Here is a 12,907-nt window from a genome sequence, read left to right on the forward strand (position 1 = left end):
ACGGACGGTAGGGGGATGTTTGTGCGAACGCGGGGACGACACCTGCACGAGGGGTGAACTGAAGGTACTGGTAGGCGGGTTGGGGGGCCGGGGGTGGGTGCGCCGAAGATCACAGTCCGGGGCGGCTAACCTTACGTGTCCGTCCTGGCCAGGGATTGACGGGATCAACTCATGCGAAGGGTTGCGCACATGGGCATTCTCACTCTCCTGCGGAACGCATTCGGCCGCTCCCGAAAGGGGAGCACGGCCGAGGCAGAGGGTGCGGAACGGACGACGCCGATCGTGCCGACGCAGCCTACGGAGACCACCGAGCCGACACCGACGGACCCGCCCAAGGCGGAGGCCACCGAGCCGACGCCCACGGACACGGCGGAGGCCTTCGAGCGGACGCCCACGGACACGGCAACGGCCCAGGTCCCGGAGCCCCGCCCGGCGACGGACGACGAGCACGAGCTGGTGGCGGCGGCCTTCGACAAGGTGACAGTCCCGAAGCAGCCCGCTGCCGCGGGGGCGGAGGAGGAGCCTGCGGAGCCGGTGGCGGAGGCCGAACCGGCAGTGGAGCCGGAGCCCGTAGTCGAACCGGAGGCGGCGGTCACCCCCGAGCCGCTGGCGGAGGCGGAGGTCGGGTCGGTCGTGGAGCCCGAGCCGATCGAGGCCAAGGCTGCGCCCGGGCCCGAGGCAGAGGTCACCCCCGAGCCGGAGCCGGAGCCGGAGCCGGTGGCGGAGGCCGAACCGGCAGTGGAGCCGGAGCCCGTAGTCGAGCCGGAGGCGGAGGTCACCCCCGAGCCGGAGCCGGAGCCGGTGGCGGAGGCCGAACCGGCAGTGGAGCCGGAGCCCGTAGTCGAGCCGGAGGCGGCGGTCACCCCCGAGCCGGAGGCGGATGCGGAGGCCGAGCCTGTCGTGGAACCGGAGGCTATGCCGGAGCCCGTGACGGCTGTGGAAGCTGAGCCGGTCGTCGAGGAGCCCGCGGCCGCCGACGGCGAGGACGCCCCACAGGGGCCACCCGCAGCCGACGACGAAGCCGGCACGGGTGGTGCGGGTGGGAACAACCCGGCCGAAGGCGAAGCCGAGGCCGAGCAGCCGGAACCCACCGTCACCCTCCCCCACGGCCTCCGCACCGCGCACACCGCGGCAGCCGCCGCCCTCAGGGCCCGGGCCATCACCACCCCCGCCAAGGTCTACCTCGTCCTCGACCGCTCCGCGAGCATGCGCCCGTACTACAAGGACGGCTCCGCCCAGTCCCTCGCCGAGCAGACCCTCGCCCTCGCCGCCCACCTGGACCCCGCAACTCCCACGGTCCACGTCACCTTCTTCTCCACCGAACTCGACGGCACCGGCGAGCTCACCCTCACCGACCACGAGAACAAGATCGACGAAATGCACGCGGCCCTGGGCCGCATGGGCCGCACCAGCTACCACGTAGCCATCGAGGAAGTCGTCACCACGCACCAGAAGACGGCCCCCGAAGGCACCCCCGCCCTGGTCGTCTTCCAGACCGACGGCGCCCCGGACGCGAAGACCCCCGCCACCCAGGCCCTCACCGACGCAGCGAAGAACCACCCCCACATCCACTTCGCCTTCGTCGCCTTCGGCGAGCACGACAACAAGGCCTTCGACTACCTCCGCAAACTGAAGACCGGCAACACGTCGTTCTTCCACGCGGGCCCGACCCCCCGCGAGCTCACGGACACCGAGCTCTACACGGGCGTACTGGAGAACTGGCGCCCGTAAGAACCGGACCAGCCACCGCCAGCCCCCGGCCGCCCCCTTCCCACCCCTTAAAACGGAAGGCGGGCGGCCCACCCATGTCGGCTACGATTTCAAGGTTCGCAAATCGACCGACCTGGGAGCAGCCAAGCCATGGCTCGACACCTCATCACCAGCGCCCTTCCCTACATCAACGGGATCAAGCACCTGGGCAACATGGTGGGGTCCATGCTCCCGGCGGACGTGTACTCCCGGTACCTCCGCCAGCGCGGCCACGACGTCCTGTACATCTGCGCGACCGACGAGCACGGCACCCCCGCCGAGCTGGCCGCGAAGGAGCAGGGCCTGCCGGTCGACGAGTTCTGCGCGCAGGCGCACGACGCGCAGAAGGCGGTCTACGACGGCTTCGCGCTGGCCTTCGACTACTTCGGCCGCAGCTCCAGCCCGGAGAACCGCGAGATCACCCAGCACTTCGCCCGCAAGCTGAACGAGAACGGATTCATCGAAGAGCGGGCGATCCGCCAGGTCTACAGCCCCGCCGACGGCCGCTTCCTCCCGGACCGCTACGTCGAGGGCACCTGTCCCCACTGCGGCTACGACAGGGCCCGCGGCGACCAGTGCGAGAACTGCACCCGCGTCCTGGACCCGACCGACCTCATCAACCCCCGGTCCGCGATCTCCGGCTCCACCGACCTGGAGGTCCGCGAGACCAAGCACCTCTTCCTCCTGCAGTCCAAGCTGCAGCACGAGGTCGAGGAGTGGGTCGCCCGCCACGAGGACGACTGGCCCCACCTCGCCTCCTCGATCGCCCGCAAGTGGCTGACCGAGGGCCTGCACGACCGCGCCATCACCCGCGACCTGGACTGGGGCGTCCCGGTCCCGGCCGACACCTGGCCGGCGCTGGCGGCGGAGGGCAAGGTCTTCTACGTCTGGTTCGACGCCCCGATCGAGTACATCGGCGCGACCAAGGAGTGGGCGGACCAGGACCCGGAGAACCGCGACTGGAAGTCGTGGTGGTACGACGTGGACACCACCGTCCGCTACACCGAGTTCATGGCGAAGGACAACGTCCCGTTCCACACGGTGATGTTCCCGGCGACCGAACTGGGCGTACGCGAGCCGTGGAAGAAGGTCGACTACGTCAAGGCCTTCAACTGGCTGACGTACTACGGCGGAAAGTTCTCCACGAGCCAGAAGCGGGGCGTCTTCACCGACCATGCCCTGGAGATCCTCCCGGCGGACTACTGGCGCTACTTCCTGATCGCCAACGCCCCGGAGTCGGACGACTCGTCCTTCACCTGGGAGCACTTCACGGCGACGGTGAACAAGGACCTGGCCGACACTCTGGGCAACTTCGTCAACCGAGTCCTGTCCTTCTCCAAGAAGCGCTTCGGCGAGGAGGTCCCCGCGGGCGGCGAGCCCGGCGCGGCGGAGACCCGCCTGGGCGAGGAGATCGCGCGCCTGCTCGCCGAGTACGAGGAGCACATGGAGGCCCTCCAGTTCCGTAAGGCCGCCGCGGCGCTGCGCGCCCTGTGGTCCGCGGGCAACTCCTACCTGGAGGAGAAGGCCCCCTGGCTGGAGATCAAGACCGACAAGGACGGCGCGGCCCTGACGCTCCGTACGGCGATGAACCTGATCCACCTGTACGCGGTGGTCTCGGAGCCGTTCATCCCGGCCACGTCGGCCGCCATGCGCCAGGCCTTCTCCCTCGCCGACGACACCGCGTCCTGGGTCACCCAGGACGAGGCGAAGGCCCTGACCGCGGTGCCGGCCGGTACGCCCTTCACCGTCCCGCCGGTGCTGTTCGCCAAGCTCACGGACGAGGACCTGGAAACGTACAAGGAGCGCTTCGGCGGCGTCACCGCCGAGTAACAGGTGCGGCCGGCACCTATCGGTGATCGCCCCCCGCAGGCTATACATTGCGAAGATCATGTGAAGCCAGTGACTTACTGGGACATGACTGACTTCTGAGCCACATGTGGGGGCACATCCATGGCACTTTTCGGCAACGCAAGCACCGTAGACCCGGGCAAGGCCGCGCAGGACTTCGCTCGGCTGCTCGGTCAGGGGGAGCAGGTGCAGGCCGCGTACCAGCTGGTGCGTGACGTCATCATGTTCACCGACCGTCGACTGATCCTGGTCGACAAGCAGGGCATAACGGGCAAGAAGGTCGAGTACCACTCCGTTCCGTACCGCAGCATCACCCACTTCGCGGTGGAGACCGCCGGCACCTTCGACCTGGACGCCGAGCTGAAGCTCTGGATCTCGGGCACCCAGATGCCGATCACCAAGACCTTCACCAAGGGCGTGGACATCTACGAGGTGCAGGCGATCCTGACGCAGTACGTCGCGCGGTAGTCGCCAGGGTCACTTCGGCGGGCGGCGACAACTCCTTCACTATTCAGTTACCTCAGGGACCACGGCGTCGCGGGCAGCAACATCGACATCATGGGCTGCCCGTCGATGTTCCTGTACGGCGACACCTTCCCGGCGATCCGCGCCACGGAGATCACCGCCGACTCGCGCATCGCCATCAACATGTCGCCGAACGCCCGCCCGTCGGCCCCATATCCGGCATCGCCAAGTACGGCCACGCGCGCTACCCGAACTTCACCTACTACGCGCAGAACACGGTGGACGCGGAGCTGCTGTTGTGGGGCCACACACGCCCGAGTCCGGCGCCCAGGCCCCCTTCCCGAAGCTGCTGACCCACGACCTGCTGCGCGAGAACAAGGTGCGCATGCCGCTGGACCCGGCGACCTGGATCGACGAGCTGCGCGGCTACGACTTCGCGTACGGCACCCGGATCCACGGCAATATCGCCGCCCTGCTGGCCGGTACGCCCGCCGTCGTCCTCACCCACGACTCGCGCACCCTGGAGCTGTGCCGGTACTTCGACATCCCGCACCGCCAGCTCTCCGGGCTGCCCGCCGACACCGACCCGCGTGACCTGTACGAGGCCGCGGACTTCTCGGCCATGATCAAGGGCCACGGCGAGCGGTTCGAGCGCATCACCGCGTTCCTCACCCGCAACGGCCTGGACAACGCCTACCAGCACGGCGACGGCGGTGCCGCCTTCGAGGCCCGCGTCGCGTCCCTGGACCTGCCCGCCTCGATGCAGGTCTGGGACGGCACGCAGGACGGGCAGATGCGCTACCGGATCAGCCGGCTGCGCGAGCGGATCACCGTCTCCGAGACCAGGGTCACGGCGGTCACCAAGAAGAACGACGAACTGCGGGTCAAGCTGGCCGCCGCCGAGAAGCGCGCGACCGCGACGGCCGAGCAGCTCGCCGCCGCCGTCAAGCAGATCGAGGCCGCGCGCAAGCAGCTCGCCGCCGTCGAACGCCACGTGGTGGGCATCGAGAAGCGGGTCCTGGTCCGCCTCGGCCCGGCCCTGCGCCGCCGCAGCCGCGAGCTCTCCGGATCGTGACAAGGGCTGAGCCTCACGCGGTGATCAACCACAGGTAGCATCCGGCCACTTGTGCCCGGGGCGAGCGAGAAGGAGGACGCGTTCGGCGGTGGCCCGGCCGTCACGGACCTCAACCGGGTTGGGCCTCGCGGACGTCGTGGTCGGCGCAACTGCTCGGCGGCGACGGGCTGCTCTGGATCATCTGACAGACACGGGCCCCTACAGATGCCCCGGGCACATCGGGCATCCAGGAGTGTCACGTCGCATTCCGCACCTAGACTTCTACAACCGCTGGTAAGGCAGTATCGGTGAGGTCTGGGGGCATGCGGTCGATGGTCAAGCAGGTGGAGATTCCGGACACGACGAGTCACCCGGCACCTGCTCCAGGTCAGCGGGTCACCGTACGCAATCGTCCGTGGGCGGTGACCGACGTCCTGCGTTCGACCGCCACCAGTGACGATCCTGCACGCACCGCGGAAGCGGCTCCCAGCCACCTCGTCACGCTGTCCTCTCTTGAGAGCGACGGCCGGGACGAGGAACTGCGGGTGGTGTGGGAGCTGGAGCAGTCGACCGACGTCCACGATCGGTACGAGCTGCCCTCGCCCCGTGACGGCTTCGACGAGCCGGGCCGTCTGGACGCCTTCCTGGACGCCGTGCGCTGGGGCGCCATCGCCTCCGCCGACAAAACGGCCCTCCAGGCCCCGTTCCGTTCCGGCGTCGAGATCCAGGACTACCAGCTGGACCCCGTGGTCCGCGCCCTGTCCATGCCGCGTACGAACCTGCTGATCGCGGACGACGTCGGCCTGGGCAAGACGGTCGAGGCCGGTCTGGTGATGCAGGAGCTGATGCTGCGCCACCGCGCCCGCTCCATGCTGATCGTCTGCCCCGCCGGACTGACGCTCCAGTGGCGGGACGAGATGCGGGACAAGTTCGGCCTGGACTTCCGGATCGTCAACACCCGGATGCTGCGTGACCTGCGCCGCTCGGCCGGGCTCTACGCCAACCCGTGGACCCACCACCCGCGCCTCATCGTCTCGATCGACTGGCTGAAGCGCGAGCGTCCGCTGCGGATGCTGCGGGAGCTGCTGCCGCCCGTGCCCGACTATCCGCGCGCCTTCGATCTGCTGGTGGTGGACGAGGTCCACACCTGTGCACCGTCCGGCACCGGGAAGTACGCGGTGGACTCGCAGCGCACGCGAGCGGTGAAGCTGCTCGCGCCCCACTGCGAGCACCGCCTCTTCCTCTCCGCGACGCCGCACAACGGCTACCTGGAGTCCTTCACCGCGCTCCTGGAACTCCTCGACGACCACCGGTTCGCCCGGGGCATCAAGCCGTCCGACGAGCAGTTGCGCCGGGTGATGGTGCGCCGTATGAAGTCGGACCTCCCTCCGCTGTGGAACGGCAAGCCGCGCTTCCCCCGGCGGGTGCCGCACGCACTGGAGGTCGAGTACAGCGACGCGATGCGCGAGGCGTACGCCAAGCTGACGGAGTACGCGCGCTCGCGCCGGGACGGGCAGGGCGGCGGGAAGGCGGGCCGGACCGCCTCCGACTTCGTGACGACCCTGCTGAAGAAGCGCTTCCTGTCGTCGCCGAAGGCGTTCGCGGAGACGATCAACACCCACCTCAAGACGATGACGGCCCGGCATGCCGGGCCGGAGGAGGAGCCTGCCCCGAGCGTCCGGGTACTGCGGCCCCTGATCGACGGGATCGAGGAGGCCGAGGAGGACGACGAGCAGGAGCAGGCCGAGGCGGCGACGCGCGCCTTCACCGCCGCCCGCCAGGCCATGCGTCCGCTCTCCGAGCACGAGCACACACTCCTCAGGGAACTGGACGCGTGGGCGGTCGACGCCGGGAAACGGCCGGACGCCAAGTTCGCCCGCTTCCGGGAGTGGCTGGACGGGATCGTCTGCCCGGACGGCCCGCTCGGGGAGTGGGAGCGGGAGCGGGTCATCGTCTTCACCGAGTACCGCGACACCCAGCGCTGGCTGTACGGGCAGCTGATCGCCGCCGGGTACCCGGCCGAGCGCATCGCCCAGCTCTACGGCGGCCAGGACCAGGAGGAGCGCGAGCGCGTCAAGCAGGTCTTCCAGGAAAGCCCCGACCTGTCCCCCGTCCGCATCCTGCTCGGCACCGACGCGGCCAGCGAGGGCATCAACCTCCAGGCGCACTGCCACCGGGTGCTGCACTGGGAGATCCCCTGGAACCCCAACCGCCTCGAACAGCGCAACGGCCGAGTGGACCGGCACGGGCAGAAGGCCGACCAGGTGGACGTGTTCCACTTCGTGCCGCAGGGCTGGCAGGGCTTCGACCCGGCGCACGACCACCAGACGGACTCGGGCTACGAGGACGGCGCCCTGGAGGACGAGCTGCACTTCCTCGCCGTGGCCGCCCGCAAGACCGAGCGCATCCGCGAGGACCTGGGCAGCGCGGGCGAGGTGATCGCCGCGCAGGTCGAGCAGAAGATGCTGGGCCGGCGTTCGAACTGGACCACCGCCGACGCCGAGATCACCAAGCGGTCCGGCAAGGCCGTCCTGCAGGTCGAGCGCGACCTCGCCCGCGACCTGGAGCGCCTGGTGGGTGCCCTGACGGACAGCCGCCACCAGCTCCACCTGCACCCGGAGACCGTCGAGCGGGTCGTCCGTACGGGCCTGCTGCTGGCCCACCGCAAGGACCTCACCGAGGTCCCCGACCCCAAGCCGGGCAAGGCGGCCCGCTGCTTCCGCCTGCCGGAGCTGCCCGGTGCCTGGGCGCGCGCCCGCAACGACGGCCTGCGCCACCCGCTCACCGGCAAGGAACGCCCGGTCGTCTTCGACGAGGCGGAGGCCCGCGACCGCACGGACGTGGTCCACATGCATCTGGGGCACCGGCTGGTGCAGATGTGCCTGCGGCTGTTGCGCGCCGAGCTGTGGTCGAGCGGGGCGGGGGCACACCTGTCCCGGGTGACGGCCCGGGTGGTGCCGGACGGTGCGCTGCGGCAGCCGGCAGTGGTGGCGTACGGCCGGGTGGTCATCACCGGCAGCGGCGGGACGCGGCTGCACGAGGAGGTGATCACGGCGGGCGGGCTGATCGAGGGGGGCAAGTTCGTCGCGGCGAAGATGGAGGACGTCGACGGATGGCTGGCCGAGGCGACGGACGAACTGCCCGCTGAGCCCGTACGGACGGAACTGACCGACCTCTGGCCCCAGCTGGAGGAGCGTCTCGCCCGCGCCCTGAACACCCGCGCCAACCGGCGCTTCCGCTCCCTCCAGACCGTCCTCGCCGAACGCTGTGAGGAGGAGGTCGAGGGCATGCGTGCGATCCTGGAGGACCTCGGCCGCTCGATCCAGGACCGGCTCGACGACACCGGACACTGGCAGCAGGAGTCGCTCTTCGACGTCGACGACGAGCGCCGCCAGCTGCGCGCGGACCGGGAGGCGTTGCTGGAGCGCCTCCGGCGACTCCCGGAGGTGACGGAGACGGAGACGGCCGCGCTGCGCCGCCGCTGGTCCGACCCGTCCGACCGCTGGTTCCCGGTCGCCGTGACGTTCCTCGTCCCCCGTTCCCTCTCCGCCACCGCCCACCAGGAGCACCGCTGATGCCGACCGCCGCCCGCGCTTCGAGGAAGGTTCCGCCGAAGGGCTCGGTCCCCACCCCCGCCGAGCAGCACGAGGACTGGCTGCGGCTGCTGCGCCCCGATGGCCCGTTCGTGTCGCTGCCGGTGCTGGTCGGTGCGTTCCAGCAGGGCCTGGACACGATCCCGCCGGAGACATGGGAGAGGCTGCGGCAGGCATGGGCGGAAGTCCAGGAGGACCCCGCGCTGCTGCGGCCCGCGTGGGAGAAGTTCGTCCTGACCGAGCTGCTCGGCTGGCGGGCACCCGGCCTGCGCGAGGGCGCGGCGATCCCCGAGCTGCTGCACGCCGGCGCGAACACGCCCGACGCGGTCCTTGTCGGCCCCGGCCGCTCCGGCGGCCTGGCCCCGCGCGCCCTGTTCTTCCGTACGGACGACTGGGAGGGCCCCCTCAACCGCCCGCGCGGCGAACAGCCGGGTCTCGCGGACCGAGCGGCAGGGCTGTGCCGGGCCCGAGAGGTCCCCTTGGCTCTTCTCACGAACGGCCGCGAGTGGGCCCTGGTCCACGCCCGCCCGAAGGAGGCGACGACGGTCGCCGTCTTCGACGCGGACCTGTGGACCGAGGAGCCGATCCTCGCCCGTGCCTTCGCCAGCCTGCTCACCGCGAGCCGGGTGATCCGCCCGCCCCTGGACGCGGAGGGCAAGCCGACCGACTCGACGGCGGGCCTGTTCGCCCGCACCGCCGACGCCCAGGCCGATGTCACCGACACGCTGGGCCGCCAGGTCCGGGAGGCGGTGTCGCTGCTGGTCGCGGAACTGTCGCGGCTGGACAGGGAGTCGGGGGGCGAGCTGCTCCGTGACGTCCCCGCCAAGCAGGTCTACGAGGGCGCGCTCACGGTCATGATGCGCCTGGTCTTCCTCCTGTACGCGGAGGAGCAGCGCCTGCTGCCCGCCGGCGAGGAGCTGTACAGCAAGTCGTACGCCGTCGGTCCCCTGCACGACCAGCTGGCGAAGGCGCAGAGCCTGCACGGCGACGAGCTGGGCGACCGGGTGGAGGCGACCTGGCCGCGCCTGCTGGCGGTGTTCGCGGCGATCCACGGCGGCAGCACGCACGACCAGCTGTGGATCCCTCCGTACGGCGGCTCGCTCTTCGACCCGTCCCGCTTCCCCTGGCTCGTCCCGGCCAGGGTGACGGACCGGGTGGTGTACGAGATCCTCGACGCGCTGCTGACCCTGCGCGCCCGCAAGGGCTTCAAGGGAAAGGAGCGCCTGTCGTACAAGGGCCTGGACGTCGAGCAGATCGGCCATGTCTACGAGGGTCTGCTGGAGTACGGCTGCCACTGGGCTCAGGAGCCGCACGTCGGGGTGTCCTTCGGGCGGGACAAGAAGTACGAGGCGGTGCTGCCGCTGGCTCGGCTGGAGGAGTGGGCAGCGGCTGGCACCCTGGCCGAGCAGGTGGCGGAGGCGGCGGGCACGAAGCCGGCCACGGTGACGGCGGCGCAGGCGAAGTCCTCCGGTGCGGCGACGGTCGAGCTGGAGACGGCGTGCGGCAATGACGTGGCTCTGGTGGAGCGGGCGGCTGTTTTCGCCGGGTTGTACGGCACTGACCTGCGCGGCGAGCCGAAGGTGTGGCCGGCGGGGTCGGTCATCGTCGTCCGGTCGGGGAATCGGCGGGACACGGGCACGCACTACACGCCGAAGAAGCTGGCGGAGGAGGTCGTGGAGCACACGCTGGCTCCGCTGTGCTTCGCGCCGGGTCCGGCGGAGGGTGCGGAGCCGGGGGTGTGGCGGCCGAAGAAGGCCGAGGAGCTGCTGAAGCTGCGGGTACTGGACCCGGCCATGGGGTCAGGGGCGTTCTTGGTGTCGGCGTGCCGGTACCTGTCGGATCGGGTGGTGGAGGCGTGGCTCCGGGAGGACGAGCTTCCGCCGGAGATCGCGCGGGATGTGGACCGCGACGACCATGAGCAACTGCACCAGATCGCACGGCGGTTGGTGGCCGACCAGTGCCTGTACGGGGTCGACCGCGACCCCATGGCGGTGGAGCTGGCCAAGCTGTCGCTGTGGTTGGTGACCCTGGCGAAGGGGCGGCCGTTCTCGTTCCTGGACCATGCGTTGCGGAGCGGGGATTCGCTGGTCGGGGTCATCGACGTACGGCAGGTCCGGCAGTTCCATCTGGACTGGCAGGACCGGCAGTTGAGCGAGGAAGTCGCTCGGGCGCTGGAGGGTACGGAGTCGCTGTTGTCGCGGGCGGCCGAATTGCGGCGGCAGATCGAGTCGACTGCGGTCACGGATATCCGGGTCGTCCGGGAGAAGGCGGATCTGCTTGCGAAGGCGGAGGCGCTGAGCGGGAAGCTGCGGCTGGCTGCGGACGCGGTGGTGGGAGCTGCGCTGGCCGCGGAGGGCATCTCTGATGAGGAGGCGTCCGAGATCTCCGGTGAGGAGAACGTGGGCGGGGCTCGGGGGGCTGCGCGGTTCCGGGACGCCAAGGAGGATGCGAAGAGCCGGGCTTATCGGTACCGGCTGGAGGCTGTGGCGGGGCTGGTGGCTACGGCGCTTGGGGAGGGTGACGAGGCTGAGGAGGCGCGGGTTCGGGCTCGGGGGATTGTGGATGGGTGGTTGAAGGGGCCTCGGGCTGAGGCGGTTCGGCCGTTGCATTGGCCGTTGGAGTTTCCTGAGGTTATGGGGGTGGGGGGTTCCAGGGGGTTTGATGTGGTGGTAGGGAATCCGCCGTTCATTGGTGGACAGAAGCTCACGGGGGCATTGGGGCAGGACTATCGGGAGTACCTGGTCAATCGGATTGGTGGAGGAAAGCGGGGTAGCGCGGACCTGTGCTCGTACTTCCTGCTGCGAAACCTTGCGCTGGCGCCGGGGCGGCGCACGGGCATCATCGCCACGAACACAATCGCTCAGGGCGACACGCGTGAGGTGGGGCTCGATCAGGCGACGGCGGGTGACTGGACGGTCTATCGGGCGGTGAAGTCACAGCCGTGGTCGGGGACGGCGGCAGTTGTTGTGTCGCTGTTGTGGCTGACGGGGAAGTTCGGGACGAGCGAGGCGCCAGTGTTGGACGGCAAGGAGGTACGAGGGATTACGCCCGGGTTGGATCCCGCGTCTCGCGTTGCAGGGACGCCGTATCGCTTGGTAGCCAATGAAGCGCAGTCGTTCCAGGGGTCGAACGTTCTGGGCAAGGGGTTCGTGCTGTTGCCTGAGCAGGCGCAGGCGCTCATTGGAAAGGACCCGAAGAACGCGGAAGTGGTGTTCCCGTATCTCAACGGAGAGGACCTGAACCAGCGACCAGGTGCTACAGCGAGCAGGTGGGTAATAAACTTCCACGACTGGTCACAGGAAAAGGCTGCGGAGTACACGGATGTGTTCGCAGTTGTGGAGCGGGAAGTAAAGCCGGTTCGGCTGCAAGTCACGCATAGCAAGCACGCACGTGAACACTGGTGGCAGTACGAGCGGAGCCGTCTGGAGCTGTACTCGGCGATCGCAGGTCTGGAACGCGCGATTGTGATCGTCCGCCACAGCAACTCGCTGGCGCCCAGCCGGTTGCCGACTGACCAGGTCTTCTCAGATGCGGTTGTAGTCGTTGCAGCAGCCTCATCTGCGCAGCTTGCTCTGCTGTCGAGCGGATTCCACGTCGCCTGGGCCTGGCAATGGGGCTCCAGTCTCAAGGGCGACCTTCGCTACAACCCATCCGACGTCTATGAGACTTTCCCCCGCGCCGACGAAAGCCCGCGCCTCCACTCGGCGGGCGGGATCCTGGAAACAGCACAGCGCGCCGCCATGTCTGTACGGGACATCGGGCTCACCCCCGTTTACAAGCTTGTCCACACCAAGTCCGAAGCTGCCCCAGATATCGAATCCATTCGGCAAGCGCATATTGAGGTGGACCATGCCGTCGCTGAGGCATACCGCTGGACCGACCTCGACCTGAAGCACGGCTTCCACATCACACCGCAGGGCGAACGCTTCACCATCGCCCCAGACGTCCAGACCGAGATCCTGGACCGTCTCCTTGAGCTGAACCACGCCCGCTACCAGGAAGAGATGGAGAAGGGCCTGCACACGCCGGAGGCCAAGCGGCGTCGCGCTGCCGCTCGCAAGGCCAAGGCGAAGGCTCGGGCCGCCGCGCGCACCCCCAAGACCGCCCCGGAGAACTTCGACGACGGCACGCTCTTCCCTGAGCCGGACGGCCTGTTCTGAGCGGTACAACAACGCGCCCCGCGCCCGCTCACAACCAG

General features: G+C 69.5%; 7 protein-coding genes. 6 read left to right on the top strand and 1 reads right to left on the bottom strand.

What is annotated here, in order from left to right:
• The first annotated feature begins 189 nt into the window (after positions 1-189).
• The 3 genes from RMT89_RS22265 (at position 190) to RMT89_RS22275 (ending at position 4,065) form a co-directional block, all read left to right on the top strand.
• Entirely contained in the window at positions 190-1,731 is a 1,542-nt protein-coding gene (locus tag RMT89_RS22265) for a VWA domain-containing protein (RefSeq protein WP_315885516.1), read from the top strand.
• A gap of 129 nt (positions 1,732-1,860) precedes the next feature.
• Positions 1,861-3,579, top strand: coding sequence for a methionine--tRNA ligase (gene metG, locus RMT89_RS22270; protein ID WP_315885517.1), 1,719 nt, complete (start codon positions 1,861-1,863; stop codon positions 3,577-3,579).
• A 120-nt stretch (positions 3,580-3,699) separates the two neighbouring features.
• Positions 3,700-4,065 carry a PH domain-containing protein gene (locus RMT89_RS22275; RefSeq protein ID WP_315885518.1) on the top strand — a complete coding sequence of 122 codons (366 nt, stop codon included), beginning with the start codon at positions 3,700-3,702 and terminating at the stop codon, positions 4,063-4,065.
• A 47-nt stretch (positions 4,066-4,112) separates the two neighbouring features.
• Here RMT89_RS22275 and RMT89_RS22280 read toward each other — a convergent pair whose 3' ends face one another.
• Complete coding sequence (locus RMT89_RS22280) at positions 4,113-4,301, bottom strand: hypothetical protein (RefSeq protein ID WP_315885519.1); 189 nt, start codon at positions 4,299-4,301, stop codon at positions 4,113-4,115.
• 59 nt (positions 4,302-4,360) lie between these two features.
• On the opposite strand from RMT89_RS22280, the gene RMT89_RS22285 reads away from it, so the two are divergent.
• From RMT89_RS22285 to RMT89_RS22295, 3 genes are all read left to right on the top strand, one after another.
• The gene (locus RMT89_RS22285; protein WP_315885520.1) at positions 4,361-5,137 is read left to right on the top strand and encodes a polysaccharide pyruvyl transferase family protein; all 777 of its coding nucleotides are present in this window, start codon (positions 4,361-4,363) and stop codon (positions 5,135-5,137) included.
• Positions 5,138-5,439: 302 nt separating this feature from the next.
• A complete protein-coding gene (gene drmD, locus RMT89_RS22290) occupies positions 5,440-8,691 on the top strand; it encodes a DISARM system SNF2-like helicase DrmD (protein WP_315885521.1) in 3,252 nt (1,083 codons plus the stop codon).
• Positions 8,691-12,869, top strand: a complete 4,179-nt coding sequence (locus tag RMT89_RS22295; RefSeq protein ID WP_315885522.1) for an Eco57I restriction-modification methylase domain-containing protein — start codon at positions 8,691-8,693, stop codon at positions 12,867-12,869. Before drmD ends, RMT89_RS22295 begins: the two co-directional genes overlap by 1 nt.
• The last annotated feature ends 38 nt before the right edge of the window (positions 12,870-12,907 follow it).

The sequence above is a fragment of the Streptomyces sp. P17 genome (genome assembly GCF_032436805.1).
Classification (GTDB): Bacteria; Actinomycetota; Actinomycetes; order Streptomycetales; family Streptomycetaceae; genus Streptomyces.

Coding starts and splice junctions, on each gene's coding strand:
- RMT89_RS22265 (WP_315885516.1), top strand. CDS start 190: ATGGGCATTCTCACTCTCCTGCGGAACGCATTCGGCCGCTCCCGAAAG.
- RMT89_RS22295 (WP_315885522.1), top strand. CDS start 8,691: ATGCCGACCGCCGCCCGCGCTTCGAGGAAGGTTCCGCCGAAGGGCTCG.
- RMT89_RS22275 (WP_315885518.1), top strand. CDS start 3,700: ATGGCACTTTTCGGCAACGCAAGCACCGTAGACCCGGGCAAGGCCGCG.
- metG (WP_315885517.1), top strand. CDS start 1,861: ATGGCTCGACACCTCATCACCAGCGCCCTTCCCTACATCAACGGGATC.
- drmD (WP_315885521.1), top strand. CDS start 5,440: ATGCGGTCGATGGTCAAGCAGGTGGAGATTCCGGACACGACGAGTCAC.